Origin of the sequence: Paenibacillus jepli (assembly GCF_047238105.1) — a bacterium.
Lineage (GTDB): Bacteria > Bacillota > Bacilli > Paenibacillales > Paenibacillaceae > Paenibacillus_D.
On sequence record NZ_JBDFMD010000001.1, the window covers coordinates 5,526,966 to 5,549,533 of the forward strand.

Here is a 22,568-nt window from a genome sequence, read left to right on the forward strand (position 1 = left end):
TCCAAGCAAGGGGGGAGTCGGAGAAATGGTCATCAAGCAATCGGTCAATGACCGCTTGTTTCAAGCCTTTAGTTACGTCTTTATATCGCTGTTTGCCTTGTTTTGCGTCGTTCCATTCTGGATGATGATCGTCGGCTCCATCACAGATGAGACGGAGCTGATTTTATCCGGTTACGCTTTATGGCCCGGTCAGATTTCATTCCAGTCGTATGATCTGCTCTTCAGCTCCGGCACGATCTTCAGGAGCTATGGCGTGACGATCCTGGTTACGACGATTGGCACCATCATTGCTGTCATCATCAGTGCGCTGCTCGGTTATGCGATCGCCAACAAAAGAAACCGGCTGCGCAACCCGCTGGCGTTTTATGTCTACTTTACGATGCTGTTCAATGGCGGACTTGTTCCGTTTTACATCCTGATCCACAAGTGGCTTCAACTCAGCGATACGCTGTGGGCGATGGTTTTCCCCGTCGTGATGCAGCCGTTTCTAGTCTTTTTGCTCGTCAATTTCTTCCGGACGCTCCCGGATGAGCTGGAAGAAGCGGCACGGATCGACGGAGCCAACGAGGTGCGCATTTTCTTCGGCATCGTCCTGCCGATCTCCGTACCGATCGTAGCCACAGTTGCCTTGTTCTTTGCCCTCAGCTACTGGAATGACTGGTTCAATGCCCTGCTCTTCATCAACAGGGAAGAGCTGTACCCGCTGCAAATCCTGCTGCGGCGCCTGATCTCCAACATGCAGGCGGCCCAGAACCTGCTGCCGGCTTCGGTCTCGCAGTTTGTCAACGTCCCCAGCCTGGGCATGCGCATGGCGACGACCGTCGTGGCGATTGGCCCGATTATTTTCCTTTATCCTTTCGTGCAGCGTTATTTCGTCAGCGGACTGACGATCGGCGCAGTCAAGGGCTAGACAATCGACATCATCCAAGGGATCATCAGTAGTGGAAGCTTCGGCTCCGGTGCTGTTTCCATATTGAAACCATCATATAAAGGGAGGCACACGCAATGCATACAAAAACAAGGGGAAGCAGACGTCTGGGTTCAACCGTAGGGTGTGGTATTCTCGCCCTGTCCCTCATCGCGGCAGGATGCAGCGGCAACCAGGAAAGCAACGGTAATGGAGGAACCACGCAACCCGGCAATACGAACAGCAGCGCTGCTCAGGAGGTGGTCACACTCTCCGCAGTGTTCCCTGGTGACACGCCGGTCGGCTTCGACCGCGTGCTGGGTGCAGTAAATGAGAAGCTCGTAACGGACGGACTGGGGATCAACCTGACCATTCAATTCGTGCCCTGGGACGACTACGGCACCAAGACGAACCTGATGACGACGGCCGGCGATGAATTCGATATGTTCCTCGATGCGCCGTGGCTCCACATCCATGACATGATCGCCAAGGGGGCGATCCTCAAGCTGGATGACTATATTGCGGATGCGCCGAACCTGCAGGCTTCGATTCCGGACGAGATGTGGGATGCCAATCGTTTTGGCGGCGACATCATGGCCATCCCGCTGGGGACGACGCAGGGCTACTACAAGGGCTTCACGATCCGCAAAGACTTGAGAGAAAAATACGGTCTGCCCGAGATTCAAACGATGGAAGAGCTGGAAACATTCCTCTACCAGGTAAAAGAAAACGATCCGGATATTATGCCTTACGGCGTGAATGGCGTCGCTGCTGAGCATCAATTCGCCAATTTCAGCCCCGAGCAGTATGAAGACAAACCGCTCTTCCTGCCGCTTGGTGCCGGGATGTACGCCGATCCTGCCACGAATGAAGTTCACCCGCTGTATGACGTGCCCGGTATTGAAACCGCATTCGAGCGTGTGCATCAGTATTACGCGGATGGCATCCTGGAGCGCAATATCCTGCAGCAGCAAAATACGCAGCAGTTGTTCAACAATGGCCGCATCGCTGCGGTTACTTATGATTCCAACGCAGTAGAAGGCCAAAAGTATTATGACGTGGAGAAAAATGTTCCTGGCGCGGAAATTGAATTTGTCTTGCCGTATCAAGAAGGCGTGAAACCGTATTCGGATTTTGTGCAGGCCAACTTCCTGGCGATTCCGGTCAGCTCGCAGCATCCGGAGAAGGTCATCGAACTGATGGATTGGCTGTCGATCAAAGAAAATCATGATCTGCTCGAGTATGGAATCGAAGGCGAAGACTGGCAGGCGATCGGCGATGACCAGTATGAAGTGATTAATGACAGCCAGTACAGTTTCCCCGGTTATGTCATGACCTGGCGTCCGACGCTTGTACGGACACTGAGCTCGATGAAGGAAGAAGACAAATACTGGTTCGACCTCTCGCGTCAGGCCGAGTCGTTCACCATGATGCCAAGTGCAGGGTTTAATGTTAATGTGGAGCCGGTCAGAACGGAAATGGCACAGTATTCGGCGGTCATGGATTCGATTGGCAAGCCTGTAGCGTCCGGAGTATTCGACCCTGCCGAATATCTGCCGCGCTGGCAACAGGATGCGGAGACCGCGGGCATCGGCCGTATTAAGGAAGTGATTCAGGAGCAATATGATGAGTTCCTGCAGAACCAGTGAGCGAGTTTTCCTTCGGAAAACTTAAAGCCTATGCTTCCGAAGCGAGTTTTCCTTCGGAAAACTTAAAGCCTGTGCTTCCGAAGCGAGTTTTCCTTCGGAAAACTTTTAGGAGGATAAAATGAAACAATCGGTTTATAACATCATGGATTACGGTATACAAGAGGGCGGCAGGCAGCTGATTACAGCTGCCCTGCAGCGCGCCGTCGACGACTGCGCCGGGGCAGGCGGAGGGATCGTGTCGCTGCCTGCGGGCGACTATGTATGCGGCACGGTCGAACTGAAATCCAACGTGACGCTGCTGCTGGAGCAAGGAGCCGTGCTGCGCGCTTCCGAACGAATGGAAGATTATCGGCAGATCGGCTTCTATCATAATGAAATGGGCGAGACGGTCTCATTTCTCTATGCGCTGGGCGGCCGCAATATCCGGATTACCGGAGATGGCGAGATTCAGCTGAGCGATCACGCCTTCATCGACTTTAACCGTCTTCACCCGTTCCAGTTCGAGGAGAGCGACTTGACGGAGGAGCAGCGCGAGGAAGCGACGGCGATGTATCTCGACCGTCCCAATCAGCCGATTTTCTTCCACGGCTGTTCGCATGTAACTGTTGACCGGCTCAAGATCAGCCGGGCGCCTTACTGGACGCTCACCTTTAGCTGCTGCGAGCAGGTTGTCGTCGATCAGGTCTGCATCGTCAATCACCTGCGCGTGCCCAACTCCGATGGCATCCATCTGTGCAGCAGCAAGGATGTGCGGATTACGAATTGTCAGATCACCAGCGGGGACGATTGCATCGCTATTACCGGCATCACGGCCTGGGACGGGGTATCGGAGCGAATCCTGATTCAGGGCTGTATCCTGACATCACACTCTTCGGCGATCCGGATGGGCCATCTGGCCAGCAAGGTGCGGGATGTGATGATTAACACCGTCATGATCCGGGGCACCAACCGCGGCCTCGGCCTGTTTGCCGGTGACGGGGGCTTCGTCGAGCGGGTATCGGCCCGGCATCTGACCATCGATACGCAGATCAAAGCAGGCGCATGGTGGGGCCAGGGCGAGCCGCTGATTATCAGCGCTGCGGGCCAGGGAAGCTATATCCGCGACATTGTCGTGGACGGCGTGCAGGCAGCTGCCGAGAACAGTGTGATTGTTCACGGCACGGACGGCAATATCAGCGGGATCCAGCTGTCGGACTGGTCATTATCGCTATCCGAAGGCCGCAATCGTCCCTTGTATGGTCAGTCTCTGGATCTGGCTCCGTTTGCTGCGCAGCCTGTACCGGAAGGATTGCCTTGGCTGTACGTGAATCAGGCTGCCGATGTGCTGCTGCGCCATGTCCGTTATACCGGCGATGACGCGGTGATAGACGAGTCGGCGGAGGTCGAGCAGGCCGACGTCAAGCGCCGGCCAAGAGGTTGAGCGTGGCCCGTATTTTCCATCTTGCAAGTGAAAAGTAAAACCAAACCTCACAACATCGCAAAGGAGACGATTGCATGCAAAACCGCAAAGCACACCTCCGATTAATGATTATGGTACTGGTTGTCACCCTTCTTCTGCCGGTCCTGCCGCCCCCTGTCGCAAAGGCCCAGCAAGCAAATGGAAATGCGCCTTCCCTTCAAGTCGGCGCTTCGCAGATTGTCTTGAGACTGGGAGACCAGCAGCAGTGGATTTTTGATAAGGATGGCAACCAGCAATGGGGCTTCACGGCCATGCAGATCCAGGCAGATGACGCGTCTTGGACGGATTTGTTCAACAACGAGGGCAGTTTCATCCTGGGCGCTGACTATAACTCCAGGGCAAGCGGATATACGGTTCTCAGCAATACCCCGGAGCTTGTAAGCATCCGATTCACGGGGGCGGGCAGCGATGCCGGCAATGACTATACCTGGGAAGGGACACTTGAGGCAAGGGCAGGCATGGATTGGGTCAAGCGTACGTTTACCATTACATATGCGGGGGACGGACTCGTCTATCCGAGCTTCGCGATGCTCTCCGAAGGTGTCATCCGGGAACGAACCATTGCGACGTATAGTCCCAAAAATTCGAATGATCAGCCCTTCGACATCGCCCTGCCGCTCATTCTGGGCAGGCTGGACGTCGGACCGATGGCCGATCTGGCAATTCTGATGGATAATGAGACGTTGTCTGCGCCAGGCGGATGGGCCAGTATTAAATCCAACGAGGGTGTCACAACAATTGGTGCGAATGCGGGTATTCACGGAGCAGAGGTAGAGGGCCAGGCTGTAAACACGGTCGAATCCTATATCTACGCTCGCAATGGCAGCGATTCCAGCTTTCGAAGTCTGACGAAAACGGCTACGGATGCGTACTGGGACATCTTTGATTATCCATCCGGGCTGATCGGTTACCCGCTGACGCCGAATATTCCGACGTGGGAAGATGCGGCCAACGGGCTGCTGGATTACTTTGGCAACGATACAACAGCCAGCTCGGATCATACCTTTATCAGTTCCGATGGCGTAGGCTGGTATATGCCTTACAGCGACTCCGACATGCCGGGTATCGCTTTTGCCGACGTATGGGGCTCGAGCGGCATTTCCAGAGGCGCGCTGACGTATGCGCAGGTGAAAGGAGAGTCCACGTTATATCAGAATATCAAGACGCTGACGGACAACTTTGTCCACGGCGGATTCATCATTAATGACGGCAGCAACGATGACGGATGGCATCATCAGTTTTTCGACGAGACCGGTTTTGTAGGATGGCAGGGATTGGACGGACAGATGCCGTACACCAACCCCAACTATTTCTATGACCCAATCATCAGCGCTTATATGATGTACCAAGTGACCGGGGATGAAGATTACCGCGAGGCGTTCCGCAGCATGGTGGAGTTCGTCAAGCGTAACTTCTCGCTGGATCAGGAGCATTATTCCCAGCCGGCAGGCTATAAGGTGTACGGAGAGCCGGATCCCTATGAGCCCTATGGCGGAGAGCTGGGAGAGCAGGGCCTCGACAACGGCGGCGGGGCAGCTGCGTATGCCCTGACGATGCTGTATGCAGCCAAGGAGTTCGACGATGAGACGTATCGCGAGCTGGGCCTCAATACGGTGAAGCATATGCTAAGCACGCGCTACGATCAGATGTACGGCATTCGCACAACGCCGAAGAATGAATCGTTTGCCTACGCGGTCCGTGCGCTTGTCGAGGCCTATGAGGCTGGACTGGGCGAGGATTACCTGGATGAGGCGGAGGCGTATGCGGCGCAAATGCTGTTGACCTATTTCTTCTACAATTATACCTGGGACAATGACGGGGAGTACAATACGCACCCTACGGTCGGTCTGGCGAGAGCCGATACGATCGAGCGGCAGATTGCATTCCGGGAAGCGGCGGAGAGCATGTGGTACGCGTCGTCTATTCTAAAGTACCGTACGCCGGATACGCTGCTCAAGATGCTGGCCATGGCCAGACAAAACCAGCTGTGGTTCCTGTCCAAAAACGACAGTTATCTCGGGTACGGCGTGGATGCCTATCCTGAATATCTGCCATATGAATTTATCCTGCAGGATCGCGTAGCGCCGAGAGAGGTGTACGGTGCCGGCGATGTGTTCATGATGTATATGCTGTTCGAGGCATTTGGCAACGTCTCGGACGATCAGGTCGTCAGCATCAGTCCGACGGCGGTCGAGGAGTACCAGTCCGAAGATCACACGTTCGTCCTGTATAACACGAGCGACACGGCCAAGACCGTAACCTTCAAGCTCCAGAACATGACGGACGGGACGTATCATATCCTGCGCAACGATCAGACGGACGGCATGCATGAATATGGGGATCTGTCGACCTCCGGTCTGTCCGTCCAGGTACCGGCAGAGGGCAGCTACCGGATCCGCGCAGTACTTGCAGACACCGGGGCGACGCCCCAGACGCCTGCCGCTCCTGCGGCGGCTGCCACAGGAGACGACACGATTACATTAACCTGGACCGAGACGCCGGGAGCGGATGTGGAGCACTATGAGATCTATCGCGGCACAGACGCATCATTCGTGCCGGATCGGAGCAGCAATCGCGTCGGCCAGACCAAGCGCCTTACCTTTACCGATCTCGGGCTGACGCCTTCGACGACGTATTATTACAAGCTCAAGGCCGTCGCCTCAAGCGGCATGGTGTCTGCCGGCGCATCGAGCAGCCAGGGTATCGCGACTACAGCCAATACGGCTCCGTCCATGCTGCACAATCTGGCGCAGGAAGCCGTCCATGACCGGGAGCGCAGCTACCGCTGGATCACAATGTCCTGGGATGCGACCGCTGCTGAGGACTTTGCCAAGTACAATGTCTATCGTCGCCAGCCGGGTACTACCGGCGCAGAGTGGGTCGGCGAATCTTACGTAAACAATTATATCGACGATCAAGCGGAGTCTGGGGCCACTTATGAGTATCTGGTTGCTGCAGAAGACCGGCTGGGCAATGAAGGCCCGCTCGCCGGGCCAGTACAGATGAGCAGCGCTTATGCCGGAACCGCATCAGCGGGAGATGAATTTACAAGTGATGCGGGATGGACGCTCTACTCCGCTGACTATACCGTGGACAACGGGAGTGCCGTCGTAACAGAGAATGGCAATGACAGCTATGGCTATATCGGACGTTCCTTCACCATCGATGTAGACCGCAATCCCTATGTGACCATCCAGGTATCCTCCGCTTCGCAGGAATGGGCGCTAAAGGTCAATGGGGGGCAGAGCGATATTGACCTGCAGCCGCAGACCTCATCGACAGGCGAGCATATCTACAATCTGAAAGCGGCCACCGGCTGGTCTGGATCACAGACGTTTACGATCAAGCTCTTCAGTGTCGGGGAGGGCTCGGAAGCCAGCTTCGGCTGGGTGCGGTTCACGCCGCTTCAGGATGAACTGGCGACAGACCGTCTCTGGCAGGAAGAGAGCGCGAGCATGATGCTCGGCGGCGACGGCACCTTGACGGTCACGCAGTCCGATCCGCAGCAATGGGAGGGCAATATCACTTCCAGCGTGACCAGCGATCTGGATGTCAATACCCATATTAGCGTCAAGGTCGACGAAGCCACATCCAGATGGGCGCTCAGGGTCAATGACGGCAACCAGGAGTTCACGCTCCAGCCGCCGACGACGGCGACAGGCGTATATGACTATGATCTGCGCGCTTTAACAAGGTGGAGCGGCGTCAAGACCTACAATCTGAAGCTGTATGCGGTCGATTCCGGCAGCAGTGTAACGTTCGACTGGATCCGGAATGGGCCCTATCATGAAGGCTTCGGCAAGGTGACAGCCGGGGTACGGACCTACCGGGACATGTTCAAGACAGTTGCTGGATGGGTTGAGCAAGATGCGAGTCTCACGTTGGTCCCCGGGGGGGCAATCTTTGCAGAGGAGAGCCCGGGCAGCTCAGGTTATGCGGCGAAGACCTACAATGTGCATCTGGATCAAAGTCCTTATGTCTTCATCGATGTCCGATCTGTCTCGGGCTCCTGGGAGCTGCGGGCCGATAAAGGCGATGGCAGTCCGGCAGTCGTGCTTCAGCCGGCAACAAGCGAGGCAGGATCCTATGCCTACAACGTAAAACAACTAACCGGTTGGAGCGGCTCGCTTCAAATCTCGCTCCAGCTGCATGCCGTCGGCGAAGGCAGTGAAGTCGATGTCCATGAGCTGGCCTTTGGGGCCTACGACGAGTCATTCGCCAATGCACGCAGTTGGACGGACGAGACGTCACTGATTACCGCCAGCGGTGGCCAAGCGACTGTACGGATGAACGCGCCGCAGCACGGGTACGGCTCGGTCATCTCGGATACCATCCATGCGGATCTGAATGCGACGCCGTATCTCCGGGTGAAAGTGGATGAGGCGACCGATCTGTGGGCGCTCAAGGTCAACGCGGGCGGTGCAGATGTGGATGTCCAGCAGGACACGGGTCAGAATGGCGTGTTCACTTACGACCTTCGTGAGGCGACGGGATGGTCGGGGCAGCAGGATTTCCAGATCCGCATCTACGCGATCGGCAGCGATGCGGAGGTGAAGCTCGACTGGCTGCACCTTTCGCCCGATCCGGCGTGGAATAGTGCAGGTGCCCAGGGGCGCGTCCTCGATGGCAAGCACCTGACGATCGAACAGGTCGACCCCGACACACCATGGGGGATCGTCACGAGAAATATCCGTGTCGACCTGTCGGCCTATCCGCTCCTGGAGCTTGATGTTTCTTATATCACGGCGACGAACGGCTACTGGGCGATGCGTGTGTCCGATGGCAGCGAGACGAAGCAGCTGCAGCTGGACGGCACGATGATCGGCGTACAGACCTATGATGTGGCGGCATTAACGGGATGGAGCGGCGTGACCGATCTGACCATCCAGCTCATCCCCGTGCACCAACATGATGAACTATGGGTGGATGCAATCCGGTTCATCCAGGTGTACTAACGAAGCAGCAATGAAAGGATGAACAATATCGTGAGCAAATGGTTATGTCTGAATGGAAGCGATTGGACCGTAACCGGCTGGTGGGAGCACCAGTGGCGGCTCTTTCGCTCCATGGAATTGGGGAACCGGATCTATCCGGCTTCCCTGCCGATTCCTGCCGTCGTACCCGGGGCGGTTAATGCAGATCTGCTGCGGGAAGGACGCATCCCGGATCCCAATATCGATCAGGACAGTCAGGCCGGCGAGTGGGTGGCCAACCGGGAATGGGTTTATGAGAAAACCTTCTTCGTACCGGAGCAGGCGGGCGGCGAGCGTTATTTTCTCCATTGCGAGGGACTGGATTATTGGGGTGAGATCTGGCTCAATGATACGAAGCTGACGGGCTTCGAAGGGATGATGGTGCCGGTTCGCACCGAGATTACAGATACCCTGAGACCGGGAGAGGACAACCGGCTCAAGGTCATCTTCTATCGAGTGCCCGAGGTGTATGGGCAATACGGCTACACGAGCCGGGTCCGGCATATCAAGTCCCGCTTCAATTATAACTGGGACTGGTGCTCGCGCATCGTGCCGGTCGGCATCTGGGACGACATCTATATCGCGAAGACGCAGAGCCGCACCATCGGAGAGTTTCTGCCGAAGGCGCGGTTGCTGGATAATGAGGGCACCGCGGAGCTTGAGTTGGCAATCGACTCGCACGCCTCATCCACCGGGCCTTATGCCATCGAGTGTGAGATGACGCTGCGGGGCGCACAGGTGGGCAGTTGGCGCTGGCAGGATCTGCAGTCGGATGCGTTCCGTCAGCGTCTGCCGCTGCCGGATGTCGAGCTGTGGTGGCCCGCCGGCTATGGAGAGCAGCCGCTCTACGAAGTAAAGGTACGGCTGCTGGATGCCAAGGGCGAGGTCAGCGATGAGGCCGCCAAGACGGTAGCGTTCCGCAGCATCGAGATGCAGGTGGACGCAGCCGGGATGGATGCAGGAGAGGGGCAGGAGCTTTTTGCGTTAAAGGTCAATGGCAGACGGATCTTTGTCCAGGGCGTGAATTGGGTGCCCGTCAGTCCGTTCTACGGGACGGTCACCACGGAGGATTATGAGCATTATATCGGCCGTTTTTACAAGATGAATGTCAATCTGCTGCGGGTGTGGGGCGGGGGCATCCTGGAGAAGCAAGGCTTCTACGAGGTATGCGACCGTCTTGGTCTGCTTGTCTGGCAAGAGCTGTTTCAATCGTCCAGCGGCGTCGAGAATATGCCCTCGGATGACCCCGGCTTCCTGCGTCAGCTCGAAGATACCTCGCGGAGCGCCATCCGTCGCCGCAGGCATCATGCGAGTCTGTGCATCTGGTGCGGCGGCAACGAGCTGCTGACCGAGGCATTCAAGCCTGTGGGCGGCGGCCATCCGAACTTGCAGATGCTCGCGAGCCTGGTGGCTCAGGAAGACCCTGACAATGTGTTCATCCCGGCGAGTCCCTGGGGCCCGATCTTCGTGGCGGAAGAGACGGACTTCGGCAAAGGGCTGCACCACGATGTGCACGGCCCGTGGGACTATACCGGGGATACGCGGCATTACCGGTACTTTAATAACGATGATGCCCTGTTTCGCTCCGAGCTGGGTACGCCAGGGGTGAGCAGCGTCCGTACGCTGGAGCGAATCGCGCGGAAGATGGAGCTGTGGCCGCCGGACCGGGACAATCGCCTATGGCTGCATCACGGCGCTTGGTGGATCCAGTGGGAAGAGCTGCAGCAGCTCTGGGGACCGTGGAGCGCCGAGGAAGCGGATGTGCGGGGCTATTCCCTGGCTTCACAGTATGTGCAAGCCGAGTCTTTGCGCTATGCGGCAGGTGCGGTGCAGCGCCGGCAGCCGGAAGCGGGCGGACTGGTCATCTGGATGGGCAATGAGCCGTTTGCCAACACGGCCAATACGTCCGTGATCGAGTACAACGGCCGGCCGAAGCTCGCCTACAGTGCGCTGCGGAAGGCTTTTCAGCCCGTTCATCTGACCTGTGCGTATGACCGGATCGCTTACCATTCAGGGGATGCCTTCCGGGCAGCGGTATATCTGCACGACGCAGCGAAGGGGCTTGAGCAAGCTGAGATCAGCGCCGCATTATACTCGCTGGATGGATCGCTGCTGCAACGAGCAGAGAGGTGGTCCTGGCGCAGGACGGACGGCGATGAAGAGGTTGTTCGTCTGGGAGATACACATTGGACGGTTGCCGCGCTGCCAGCGGACGTGTTCTTGTATGTGATCCGCATCGAAGCAGACGATCGGCTGGTGTACGAGGATACGTATCTGTTCACCGTGGATCAACAGCACCCGTTTGCACCGCTGCGCAAGCTGCCGTCCGCCGGGGTTGAAGTGAGCTGGACGTCTGAGCAGAGGTTGACCGTCCGCAATACCAGCCCGTGGGCGGCGGTTATGCTGCAGGCGGAACAGGAGGAAGCGGCAGCTTTCCTTGACATCAGCGAAGGTGCATTTACGCTGCTGCCCGGCATGGAACGCACACTCCGCGTCACGCCTCTGGCTGCCGGCACAGCACGGGAGCGTCCGGCGCTGCGGCTGCAGGGTCTTAATGTCGACACGTTGAAGATCCAGGAGGGACAGGGATGAATACAACCTATCATTTTATAGCGCATACGCACTGGGACAGGGAATGGTATCTGACCTTCGAGCAATTCCGCTACCGGCTCGTCCGGCTGATCGATAATCTGCTTGACCTGCTGGACCGGGATCCGGCGTTCGTCTGCTTCCATCTGGACGGCCAGACGATCGTACTGGAAGATTATTACGTCCTGCGTCCCTATAACCGGGAGCGGCTGGAGTCGTACATCCGCAGCGGCAGGATCATCATCGGTCCCTGGTATCAACAGAATGACCTGTTCCTGACGAGCGGGGAATCCACGGTGCGCAACCTGATGAGAGGCATCGCGGATTCGCGGCGGCTGGGCGGGGAGATGAAGGTGGGCTACCTGCCGGATCATTTTGGCCTGATCGGACAGATGCCCCAGATTCTGCAGCAGATTGGCGTAGACAATGCGATATTCGGCAGAGGCTACGATCTGGCCAATCACCGCGGGCCGCTCTTCCGCTGGGAAGCGCCCGACGGCACGTCAGTCGCTGGCATCCTGATGCCGCACTGGTACAATAGCGCCCAGCGTCTGCCTGCCGATCCGGAGCGTCTGCGGGAGATGTTCGACATGCTGCGCGAACGCGAGCAGGCGGTCGTCCAGGCGCCGCATTACGTCATGATGAATGGCGTCGACCATCTGGAAGCGCAGCAGGATCTGTCTCAGGTGCTGGAACAGCTGCGCAGTGTGGCGGGGCCCGGAGAGCAGATCGTCCACAGCACGCTGGAGGCTTATGCATCGCAGATCCGGGAGCATATGGCAGCGCAGTTGCCGGACGCATTCGAGACGGTGCAAGGCGAGCTCAGGGAAGGCGACGAGTACAGTATCCTGGCCGGGACGCTGTCCAGCCGCATCTATCTGAAGCAGGCCAACGCCCACGGCCACGATCTGCTGGAGAAATGGCTGGAGCCGCTGTCACTGTGGTGCGAGGCGGAAGGGCTGGATACGTATGATGCAGCGGCCCTCGACTATTGCTGGCGGCTGTACATGGAGAACCATCCGCACGACAGCATCTGCGGCTGCAGCCAGGATGAGGTGCACGCGCACATGATGGACCGGTACGCACGGCTGGGCGAGCTGGCTGAGGAGATGATCGGCCGCAAGCTGGCTGTGCTGGCAAGACAGATCTCTTCTGGCGGCTATGCCAAGGAAGACCAGAAGCTCGTCGTCTTCAACATGGCCCAGTTGGAATCGCGGGCCGTGGTCCGCAGCGAGATAAGCTTCCTGGCCGAAGATGAAGTGGAATGCTTTACGATCGAGGCTGAGGATGGTACGCCGATGCCTTATCGGGTGGTCTCGTCTAAGCTGGTACGGCGCCAGGTGCTGAGCCCAGTCAATCTGCCGGGCATCATCCAGATCCGCAAGTATGTCATCGAGTGGCAGCCTTGCGTTCCCGCGCTGGGTTATGCGGCCTATCGCATCCGCCCTGGCGTTCAGGGAACGGTAGCGGCCGACAAGGAGCCGGCAGCGCAGTTGCTGCAGGATGCGGAAGAGGCATATCTGGAGAATGAGCATTTGCGTATAGATGTCGGCAGGGACGGCAGCCTGCATATGGTCGACAAGGCAAGCGGCCGCAGATATGCCGGCATCGCCCGCTTCGAGGACAGTGGAGATCGGGGAGATCTGTATGTGTACAAGAGGCTGCCGGAAGAGAGTCCCCTTATCTGGGATGGAAAGGTGCGTTTCACGGAAGTTGTGCACAACGATTTGTACCATGAGTGCAGCTATGCCTTCGACTGGGAGCTGCCGGAGCGCCTGGACGAGTCGCAGGAGAAGCGCAGTTCTTCTCTGGCCACCTGCAAGTTCCGCGTCAAGCTGAGACTGGATCGGGAGGCGCGTCACCTCAAGATGGCGATTGAAGCGGACAATCATGCCCGTGATCACCGGCTGAGGCTTTTGCTGCCGCTGGACTGGACGCCGACTCATGTGGCTGCCGGCGGACAGTTCGATGTGCTGCAGCGCAGGTGGGACGAGGGCCGCCACGGCGCCCGGGACGCCAACAGTCAGCCTTTCTGGAAATGGGTCGCTCCTGTGCAGGAGACAGCGGGCATCGCATTGTACGCCAAAGGGCTGCATGACTATGAATGCCTCGGCGATTCGACGCTGGCCGTGACGCTGCACCGCGGAGTGGACACGATCTTCCTGCGGGAGACGACCCCTCTTGAGCAGGACCGGCAGCCGCTGGGACAATGTCTGGGAACGCTGAAGACGGAGCTTGCGCTGCGTCCCTTCCACGATTGTCCGGCAACGCGGCTGTACCAGGAGGCGGAGCTGTTCCACCAAGGCTTGCGCTCGCAATGCACTCCGATCGACGCCCAGCGCTGGAATCAGGGGCGGCCGTGGGTGCAGGGCAGCTCGTTCAGCGATCCGGTACACGAGGCCGATCCCCATGCGGACCGTCCGTCGCTGCCGCAGCGTCAACAGTTCCTGACAATTACGGGTGAGGTGATGCTCTCCGCGCTCAAGCGGTCAGATCGGGGAGATGCTGTCGTCCGGTTGTACAATGTCGAAGCGCAGTCCTCTGCGGTACAGGCCCGGTGGCCATTGCTGGGAACACAGGTGAGTGAGGCCAATCTGCTGGATGAACGCGGAGCGGTCGTGCAGACGGACAGCGATTGCTGCGAGGTGTATTTGCCGGCCAAGCGGATTGCGACGTATCTGGTGGGGCGGGGGCAGGCTGACCAGACAGCTGAGGATGAGGAGGATGGCAATGGGATGCGTGCATAAGCATTACCCATCCGACTCCGAAGTCGATGCCTGGATCGACTCGCTCTATGCACAGGCAACTATGGCCTCCTATGAGACTGAGCTTATGCCGCCGGCCTTGCCCGCTCTCCCGCCAAGCGTGCTCCATACGGAGGGGGCAGGGTTTGTTCGCATCTCTTCGCCAGTGACCCCGGCATTCTATCTGTACTGGCAGCCGGCGCCTTCGGGCCCGGCTCCTCTGCTCGTGCATCTGCCCGGCTACGGCGCGGAGATCGTGCAGCATCCGGAGCTCGTCGGGGCTGGCTATCACGTGCTGCACGTCTCGCCGATGGGGTACATGACTCCGACCGGTCCGGATGAGCGCAAGCGTGCCGCGCACGGGCATTGGCCCGTGCTGCCGGATACGGCGGTCTCGCAGGCGCAGCGAGGCTACTGCCAGTGGCTGACCGCAGCTGTGCTTGCCGTACGCTGGGCGCTCGAGCATCAGCCCGTGCTGCCTGGTAGGATTTCGTTCTTCGGCACGAGTCAGGGCGGCGGGACGGCGCTGCTGCTAGCCTCGATGTACCGGGATCACGGGGTACGGTGTGCGGCTGCGGATCTGCCGTTTCTGACCAACTTTCCATTGGCGGCCTGGCGCGGCGCCTATGCGACGGCGCGTCTGACCTGGCCGGAGGGCGGAGACGAGCGGGAGCTATGGCATGCACTGGGCCATATCGATACGTTGTCGCATGCCCGGCGCTTGCAGCTGCCGGTGCTGCTGACATCGGGCGGCAGGGATGAGGCGTGCCCTCCGGAGACGATCGCCTCACTGTATGACGAGCTCCCCGGGAGCAAGTCGCTGACGATACTGCGCGAAGCTGAGCACCGGTATACGAGGGAGTTCGTAACGCTGGCATCAGCCTGGTTTCGGCTCTATGCCTAGACCGCTCGCTCAAGACTTAGAGATGCGATGTCCTTAAGAAGCCCCCGCTCCTTTACCTTTAGAGTGGGGGCTTTGTCCTTGTTTAGGAAATTATGAATTTCGTCTCTTGTGGATAAGTTGTGCTCCCGGCTGGGTTGGATGCCGCGGTCCACAACCAGGGGTAAAAAGTTACTTAAATCCGTTACCGAAGCAGGTTTATCCAGCGTTTGCCGCGTTGTTCACATCCAGCCAATCCAGTAGCCGGATGATCAGGGTGAGTGCTTCGGCTCTCGTCGCTGTGGCGTTTGGCGCCAGCCGGTTGCCGCTCTGCCCTTGCAGGAGACCGGCTGTAACCGCTGCGGCCAATTCATTGCTGGCCCAGGCCGGGACGTCGGAGGCATCCGCATAGGAGGCGATGGCCGGAGTGCCGTCTTCCTCCGGTGTCAATCCAGCCGCGCGGGCGATAATGACTGCCAGTTGGGCGCGGGTGAGCTGTCCGTCCGAACGGAATGTGCCATTGTCAAAGCCGTTGATGATGCCGGCGGCAACTGCCCGAGCGACGTGATCCCGAGCCCAGGCCGGGATGGCATCTGCGTCGCTGAAGCGAGTGTCTGCCGTATGGCTGGCGAGATTGAGCGCACGGCTGATCATGACGGCGAACTCGCCGCGTGTTGCGACTGCATTGGGACGGAAGCTGCCGTCCGTATAGCCGTTCACGATGTCGAGCGTGACTGCGCGTTCGATCGAGGCGCGGGCCCAATGGGTCATCGTGTCTGAGAACTGGATCGTCCTTTGTTCTCCGCCGGATTGATCTGTCGGTCCCGGAGCGGATGGTTCATTTCCATTCGTATTCTCATTGTCGTTTGCATTGTCGTTCTCAGTGTCATTTTCATTCCCGTCTTCATTGGCATCTTCTTCTTTAACGGGGTTGCCGTTCCTTCCATTAGTATCTCCAGGAAGAGTTAGCGGCGGTGGCGGAGTATGGCCGTCGGAGCCGGGTACGGCGGCGCCAGATCCGGCATATGTGGCCCCTCCTTCATTGAAGCTGAACTGGATGTTGTAATCATAATGGTAGTTGTGCTCTGCCCAGTCGATCTTCACCCAGCCGGGAATATTCCCGGACAGATCCGATAGCGTATAGGTCACCACGCGGGTGTTGGCAGACGTATTGGTGGAAGAAACCGTTCCGCTGCTGCCGTTTAACGTCAAGCCTGTAATTTCCGCACTGCGCTTGACTGTGAAGGAAACCGACTTGCTGCCTCCATTGACCCGAACCAAGGCGGGACTGACGACATAATCATTGGCTACAGAGGTTTGGCTGCTGCCTTGTTTCAGTATGGAAAACGGCATCAAATACGTACCGTCCGCAGGGTAAACGGGATTCGTCGGTGCCGGACCTGGACCCGGACCTGGGCCTGGACCAGGATTAGGATCCGTGATTCTAGCATCCTCAAACGCATCCACCGCGGTTTGCAGCGCTGCGGCAGCCTGAAGCAGTTGCGGGCGCGGCGCAGCCAGCATGCCGGCAGTCGTCCGGGCTGTCTCAATCGCCGTATTCAGCGCCGTGAAGGCCGCGGCCGGATAGTCTGCTTCCGCTGCTTGATCGTGCAGCTCCTGGGTCTCCTCAACGAGAGTCTGCAGCGTCTCCAGATAAGCCGCGTTAAAGCTGAGGAAGACTTCTTTTTGTTCTTCTACCGGTGCAGTAACCGGATATTTGAGCTTGAACAGGCCTTGCCACAGCTCGTCGGTCTGAGGGTAGGTTGCATTGTTCGAGCGAATATATGCCTGGTACACTTTGTGGCCGTCAGGCTCACCTGACGCAACCGGCTTGGCCCTGGCGGAAGTATAATTGCCGAAGAATCCGTCTGCCGCCTGCAATGTCACTTGTTGAATATCGGCAGCGCCGAGCTTGTCCTCGGGATCCACGAACGTAATATTGGCATAGGCAGCATAATACGGATCCGCCGCCTGCTGCAGGATGACCGCCTCAGATCCAAAATCGTCCGCATGCGGCGACAGCTGCGCAACAGCCTCGAGCGAATCAAGCACGAGCAGCTTCACTGTGGATGCGGTGTACTTCTGCTTCTCAAGGTCTTCCCAGTCGAAGGCATGGACCAGCTCGTTGTATTTGGCGCTGATATCGGCCTGGGTTGCTGCGGGATCGTCTACGATAGCCTGGGCCTCGTTGATTGCAGTGCGTACTTTTGTTGCCGGTCCGGTAATCGGGCGCTGGCTGGTGTCGACCGGGTATTCACCATCGCTTACCGGCACTGCGTTGGGATTGCCTGGCGAGCCGGTAGCCGTTTCGCCATAATCCTTGGCCGTCGCCGCCCACTCGGATGCGGTCGCAATCCAGGCGATCAGATGAGATTTGTCAATCGGCCCCGAACCGGGCACATCGATGCCGCTTAGATCAAGCTGAAGCTGCGTGTTATACCAATTGTTATAGGGGGATGGCAATTGATAGATATTATCTTCGTCATAGATGTGCATGAGGATGTCTTGCTTTTGAGCCGGATCGATGATTTCCAGCCGCAAGACCGTGTGCTCCGGATTCGCCGCGGCTCTGACGACGGCCTGCGTGTAGCCGTCCCGGCCGGTAATGATCGTTTCGCCGCCGGAAGATGAGATGACGGCTTTGGGCGCTCCATCCTGACGGGAGGCGAAATAAGCGAAGGTGGCGTAATTCCGATTGCTTACTTCATGCTCAAAGAAAGCTTGACCCTCTTCGATAATCAGCTTGCCGGAATCGGCGACCATGAAATGATGAGCGGCGGAAGTATCATTCGAGCCGTCCTTCAAATAAAGGAATGGTACATCGTACTCGCCTTCGGGGAGCGATGGGGCTCCGGCGGCAGTGCCGACAGGCCATGCTCCGCCCAAGAGCAGCGCGAAGGTCAACAAGACAGCAATATAACGGCGGGTCGTCTTTAAAGCGTTCAAATGAATGTCTCCCTTTCAAATAAAATATAATAGCTTCTGCTTCTCAATACCAACGAACGATGTAATGAGCAGCCATCTCCAGCCATCTGTACAAGCTGCAGATGGCTGCTCACTACTTCCCTGGAAAAAGCGGGCCGATGGAACGGCCCGCTTGGTAACAAGGAAGAGTCAGCTTAACCCCACACAAGGGTCAGATCGTACCAGGCGTCATGCCAAGGGGCGACGACGACGTGCAGCGAAAGCTCAATGTCAGAGGATGAACTGCCCGGGAAAGTGAAGGTGGTCAGATCAGTCGCAGGATTATAGCTGCCGCTGTAACTGATGCCGCCGACTTCAATCTCCGGAAAGTAGTTGCCGGACAGCACGATCGTGACGTTGCTGCCGGATACCACTGCGTCGCCGGCAATGTAGCCGCTCGAATGGGCATGGTAGGTACCATCATAGTGGAAGGTGTAGTTGTAGTCGTTATAAGGGTTGGCAAATGCCGAAGCAGCCATGCCCAGTACCATGATCGTCAGAGCGAGCATGATTGTCAGTGTGCGTTTCATCGATTGTGCCATTACTTTTCATCTCCTCATATTCGGGTATTTGACTTGTCAGAGCTCGGACTTCACAAGATAATGATAATCATTATCAGTAACGACTTAAAAAAATTTACCTTTAACGTCTGACCTTCTTGGGAGAGTTGTAAGCTACACCGGTGTTTCATGCCGCCTGCCGATTCATGACTTCGTCAGGGCGGAGACGTGTACATCGTCTTCGCAAATTTATCGTACACATCGATTGTGAACAGAGTATGAACAAAAAATTACAAAATGGATGACATGCCTCCCTATAAAAAAAGTTCTTCGATAAGCACAGTGGCCCCGCCTTCAAAAAAAGGTTGATAGGCACGCAAATAAACTGGTAAATTATATATGTGATAATAATTATCATTATCATCTACATAAATTGTTTTCCGGAAGGGAACTTGCTTAAGGAAGGATGAGGAAGAGATGAATTGCAATGAAGTGGTGCCTTGCCAATGAAGCAGCTGCTCATCACAGACGATGACGCCGATATCCGGTCATTGCTGGGTCATTATATGACGATGGAAGGTTTTCGGGTACTGGAGGCCAAAAACGGCCGCGAAGCGATGAGTCTGCTGAAGGCGCATGCCGTGGATCTGGCAATAACGGACATTATCATGCCCGAAGTGGACGGGTTCACTTTATGTGAGCATATCCGGAGAAATTACGATATTCCGATCATATTGCTGTCGGCAAAAAGTCAGCTCAGCGACAAGGTGCAAGGCTATTTGAGCGGGACCGACGACTACGTCACCAAGCCGGTGGAGCCGCAGGAGCTGCTGTATCGTATCAAGGCGCTGTTCCGCCGCTACTCGCTGGCATCCCATGACAAAATCCGGCTTGGCCGTCTCATAATTGATCGCATCAATTATGAGGTGACGGACGGAGACCGTGTGCTGCTGCTGCCGATGAAAGAATTTGAACTGCTGGCCCAGCTTGCCCAGTATCCGGGAAGGCTGTTCTCCAGAGACGAGTTGATCTGTCTTGTCTGGGGATCCGACTACGTCGGGGACGAGCGGACGGTGGATGTCCATATCAAGCGGCTCCGCAAGCGGTTCGGCGGACATGGACAGGCCGGAGGGTTTGCGATACTCACGGTGAGGGGGATCGGCTACAAGCTTGAGATCATGAGAGACTGACCGTGTTCCGAATGAGCCCGAAGTTTTTTTGTGAACATAGTCCCTTTTTATTGAGAAGGAAGACGCTGGTTGCATTTGGAAAGGAAAAGTAAACTAATAAAAGCGAGGACGATTTAGAGCGAAGGAGGGTTTGAATGATTTCTATACGTTGGAAAAAAACGAGCCTCATCTCGGACAGCAGCGTGCATACCCGCAGAATTTTAGCCTTGTGCGCAGCAATTGTGGTGGCAGCAGTGTTAGTGATTGGTGCGTCTGAGGCGCGCGCGGATCGTGTGGAGGAGAGAATCACTGTGTTCTTCAACGTAGATGAAGACCCGGTTGCTTTTGTGGTAGATCCATTAAATCATCAAGGAACTACACTGGTGCAGATGCGCCCGCTGTTTGAGGGACTGGGCATGGATGTCTCGTGGAATGCAGTCTCCCGGCAGGTTAGCGCCAAGAGGGACGGGGTGACGCTGGAGCTCAAACCAGGCGAAGAGACGGCGACGGTCAACGGCAGGGCGATCGCCTTGCAGGTACCCGCCGTCAACCATGAGGGTCATGTGATGGTCCCTTTGCGGTTTATTGGCGAATCCACAGGCGCATACGTGCACTGGGATCCTGTCGGCCGCTCGATTGTTATTGTGACAGCAGATTGGATGGAAGACAATGGGGTCACGATAGAGCTGGTCAAGGCATTACTGGTGGAGGAGCAGGCCAAACGCAATGCGGAGCATGCTGCCCAGCGAGCGGAAGAGGCAAACCAGCCGCAGACGCCAGTGCCTCCGGCACAGCCGGGTACGTCGGCCAAAGTTAATCTGAATGCATTGACCGGTATGTATTACGGCGGAGCCTATGATTATGGCGGCTATGAGTGCGGCGGGATATGCTGGGTGTTCTATACCTTCCTGCCCGACAACCGCGTGGTCGTGGGGGAGATTGCGGGCGGTGGCCCAGAGACCGTCGACTGCAAGGTAGATAAGTGCCGCACGTATGCGATCAAGAATGGGCAGCTTGTGATTGAAGGACAAGAAGCGCTGACGATCGGCCTGACAGACGACGGGATGCTGGAGATCGACGAGGTCCGGCTGCGTCCGGTAAGCCCGATGCCTGAGGGGACCCGCATGAATGGAGAGTATATCTCACAAGGCTATCATGGACTGGTGGGCATTACTCCCTTCTCGAGTTCGTGGACCGATACGATCAAGTTTTATAGCGACGGGCGTTTCGAGAGCGACAGCTCCTCGATAGCCTCGCTGAATACGGGAGTCGCCCGCACGGACAGCGTCTCTTCCGAAGAGAGCGTATCCGGCCGCTATGCGATTAACCGCAACACCATAACATTGACCTATGATGACGGACGAACAGAGCGCTTTGTGTATGCGGTCCAGCCGCCTCGCGACGATGGACGGGTATACGTCCAGATAGGCAACCGCAGTTTTCATTTGAAATCGTAGTACCTTACAGCAAAAAAAGCTTTTCGCTATTGGCGATCAGCTTTTTTTTACTTCATTTATAAGTTTCCTGGGCTTTGTGGGGATAATTTTTTACTGCCACTTAGGCGGCGTCACTTCAGAAAAACTGGTCCGCAAGAGTAAAAGAGGGGTAATAGGAAATAATCCTAGACATAAGGAGGCAGGTTTCATGAAACTTGAAAAGCGCAAGTTCGGCAGGACGGACATGGAGGTGACGGCACTCGGATTTGGGGCGGCCGAGATCGGCATCACCGATCTGCCTGAGCAGGAGGCGATCCGGTTGCTTCAGGAAGTGCTGGATACGGGAATCAATGTGGTGGACACGGCTTCGACCTACAACAACAGTGAAGAGCTAATCGGCAAGGCGATATCGGACCGCCGGGACTCCTATTATCTATTTACGAAGTGCGGCGAGGCGCAGTCGGTGGGTCTCGATTATCCGGATTGGGATCCACGGGCGGTGCGGCCGAGCATCGAGCGCAGTCTGAAACGGATGAAGACCGACTATGTCGATCTCGTCCAGATCCATAGCTGCTCCGAGGCAATCCTCAGACAGGGCGGGCTGATCGAGGAGCTGCAAAAAGCGCGGGCTGCCGGTCTGACCCGTTACATCGGCTACAGCGGCGATAGTACAGATGCCCTCTACGCGGTGGAGACCGGTGTATTCGATACGCTGCAGACATCGATCAACATCGCGGATCAGGAGGCGCTTGATCTGTTCCTGAGCGAGGCGAGACAGCGGGAGCTCGGCATCATCGCCAAGCGGCCGGTTGCCAATGTTGTCTGGAAGCGCCCCCAGGACGCGGTTAACCGGCCGGATGAATACGAAAAGCGGCTGGACAAGCTGGACTTCGGCTTTATCGGGGAGGACCCGAAGGCTGCGATCGGCACCGCGCTCCGCTTCACGCTGGCGCATGCGGACATCGCGATCGTCGGCACGACCAATATGGAACATCTCCGGGACAATCTGCAGGATGCTGGCAAGGGGCCGCTGGAGCGGGAGCAGTTGGAACGGATCCGGGCGCGCTGGCAGGAGCGGCGCGAGCCGGCCTGGGCGGGCAAGACCTAATATGCTGGATGCGGGAACGGAATAGCTCTGGATGAACATGAAAATTCATACTCGTTTGCGTAAAAAAACTGAAATCGGTCCAATGAACACGATTTTTCGAGCTCGTTGCAGTTATTTGAGCAAAAGTGGTCAAACGAATACGATTATTCGTGTCCATTAGGCCATGGGCGGACTTCCACGCCGTCGGTCA

Annotated in this window: 12 protein-coding genes; 10 read left to right on the plus strand and 2 right to left on the minus strand. The window is 57.0% G+C overall.

Features of this window, described 5'->3' with window-relative positions; translation table 11 throughout:
- The first annotated feature begins 25 nt into the window (after nt 1-25).
- The 7 genes from ABC336_RS23295 to ABC336_RS23325 all read left to right on the plus strand — a co-directional run bounded on the left by ABC336_RS23295 (nt 26) and on the right by ABC336_RS23325 (nt 15,225).
- Complete coding sequence (locus ABC336_RS23295) at nt 26-910, plus strand: carbohydrate ABC transporter permease (RefSeq protein ID WP_413240922.1); 885 nt, start codon at nt 26-28, stop codon at nt 908-910.
- Nucleotides 911-1,005: 95 nt separating this feature from the next.
- Entirely contained in the window at nt 1,006-2,556 is a 1,551-nt protein-coding gene (locus tag ABC336_RS23300; protein WP_413240923.1) for an ABC transporter substrate-binding protein, read from the plus strand.
- A 118-nt stretch (nt 2,557-2,674) separates the two neighbouring features.
- Nucleotides 2,675-3,976: a glycoside hydrolase family 28 protein gene (locus ABC336_RS23305; RefSeq protein ID WP_413240924.1), complete on the plus strand. Its 1,302-nt coding sequence runs from the start codon at nt 2,675-2,677 to the stop codon at nt 3,974-3,976.
- A gap of 74 nt (nt 3,977-4,050) precedes the next feature.
- Nucleotides 4,051-8,970, plus strand: coding sequence for a fibronectin type III domain-containing protein (locus ABC336_RS23310; protein WP_413240925.1), 4,920 nt, complete (start codon nt 4,051-4,053; stop codon nt 8,968-8,970).
- 30 nt (nt 8,971-9,000) lie between these two features.
- Nucleotides 9,001-11,580 carry a glycoside hydrolase family 2 protein gene (locus tag ABC336_RS23315; protein WP_413240926.1) on the plus strand — a complete coding sequence of 860 codons (2,580 nt, stop codon included), beginning with the start codon at nt 9,001-9,003 and terminating at the stop codon, nt 11,578-11,580.
- On the plus strand, nt 11,577-14,324 hold the full coding sequence (locus ABC336_RS23320; protein ID WP_413240927.1) for a glycoside hydrolase family 38 N-terminal domain-containing protein: 2,748 nt from the start codon (nt 11,577-11,579) through the stop codon (nt 14,322-14,324). The genes ABC336_RS23315 and ABC336_RS23320 overlap by 4 nt, the downstream gene beginning before the upstream one ends.
- On the plus strand, nt 14,308-15,225 hold the full coding sequence (locus tag ABC336_RS23325) for an acetylxylan esterase (protein ID WP_413240928.1): 918 nt from the start codon (nt 14,308-14,310) through the stop codon (nt 15,223-15,225). The genes ABC336_RS23320 and ABC336_RS23325 overlap by 17 nt, the downstream gene beginning before the upstream one ends.
- Before the next feature lie 195 nt (nt 15,226-15,420).
- On the opposite strand, the gene ABC336_RS23330 is transcribed toward ABC336_RS23325, so the two are convergent.
- Together ABC336_RS23330 and ABC336_RS23335 are read right to left on the minus strand one after the other, a co-directional pair.
- Entirely contained in the window at nt 15,421-18,147 is a 2,727-nt protein-coding gene (locus ABC336_RS23330; RefSeq protein WP_413240929.1) for an S-layer homology domain-containing protein, read from the minus strand.
- A gap of 173 nt (nt 18,148-18,320) precedes the next feature.
- The gene (locus ABC336_RS23335) at nt 18,321-18,707 is read right to left on the minus strand and encodes a hypothetical protein (protein ID WP_413240930.1); all 387 of its coding nucleotides are present in this window, start codon (nt 18,705-18,707) and stop codon (nt 18,321-18,323) included.
- Between the two features lie 464 nt (nt 18,708-19,171).
- Here ABC336_RS23335 and ABC336_RS23340 point away from each other — a divergent pair, with 464 nt between their 5' ends.
- The 3 genes from ABC336_RS23340 (at nt 19,172) to ABC336_RS23350 (ending at nt 22,378) form a co-directional block, all read left to right on the plus strand.
- On the plus strand, nt 19,172-19,855 hold the full coding sequence (locus ABC336_RS23340) for a response regulator transcription factor (RefSeq protein ID WP_413240931.1): 684 nt from the start codon (nt 19,172-19,174) through the stop codon (nt 19,853-19,855).
- Between the two features lie 134 nt (nt 19,856-19,989).
- Entirely contained in the window at nt 19,990-21,291 is a 1,302-nt protein-coding gene (locus ABC336_RS23345) for a copper amine oxidase N-terminal domain-containing protein (protein ID WP_413240932.1), read from the plus strand.
- Nucleotides 21,292-21,478: 187 nt separating this feature from the next.
- Nucleotides 21,479-22,378 (plus strand): aldo/keto reductase, encoded by a 900-nt coding sequence (locus ABC336_RS23350; protein ID WP_413240933.1) that lies wholly within the window; start codon nt 21,479-21,481, stop codon nt 22,376-22,378.
- Nucleotides 22,379-22,568 lie beyond the last annotated feature (190 nt).

What these genes read in the sequence shown, in the direction of transcription:
- ABC336_RS23295 (WP_413240922.1), top strand. Translation starts at nt 26, where the DNA reads ATGGTCATCAAGCAATCGGTCAATGACCGCTTGTTTCAAGCCTTTAGT.
- ABC336_RS23300 (WP_413240923.1), top strand. Translation starts at nt 1,006, where the DNA reads ATGCATACAAAAACAAGGGGAAGCAGACGTCTGGGTTCAACCGTAGGG.
- ABC336_RS23305 (WP_413240924.1), top strand. Translation starts at nt 2,675, where the DNA reads ATGAAACAATCGGTTTATAACATCATGGATTACGGTATACAAGAGGGC.
- ABC336_RS23310 (WP_413240925.1), top strand. Translation starts at nt 4,051, where the DNA reads ATGCAAAACCGCAAAGCACACCTCCGATTAATGATTATGGTACTGGTT.
- ABC336_RS23320 (WP_413240927.1), top strand. Translation starts at nt 11,577, where the DNA reads ATGAATACAACCTATCATTTTATAGCGCATACGCACTGGGACAGGGAA.
- ABC336_RS23325 (WP_413240928.1), top strand. Translation starts at nt 14,308, where the DNA reads ATGGGATGCGTGCATAAGCATTACCCATCCGACTCCGAAGTCGATGCC.
- ABC336_RS23335 (WP_413240930.1), bottom strand. Translation starts at nt 18,707, where the DNA reads ATGGCACAATCGATGAAACGCACACTGACAATCATGCTCGCTCTGACG.
- ABC336_RS23340 (WP_413240931.1), top strand. Translation starts at nt 19,172, where the DNA reads ATGAAGCAGCTGCTCATCACAGACGATGACGCCGATATCCGGTCATTG.
- ABC336_RS23345 (WP_413240932.1), top strand. Translation starts at nt 19,990, where the DNA reads ATGATTTCTATACGTTGGAAAAAAACGAGCCTCATCTCGGACAGCAGC.
- ABC336_RS23350 (WP_413240933.1), top strand. Translation starts at nt 21,479, where the DNA reads ATGAAACTTGAAAAGCGCAAGTTCGGCAGGACGGACATGGAGGTGACG.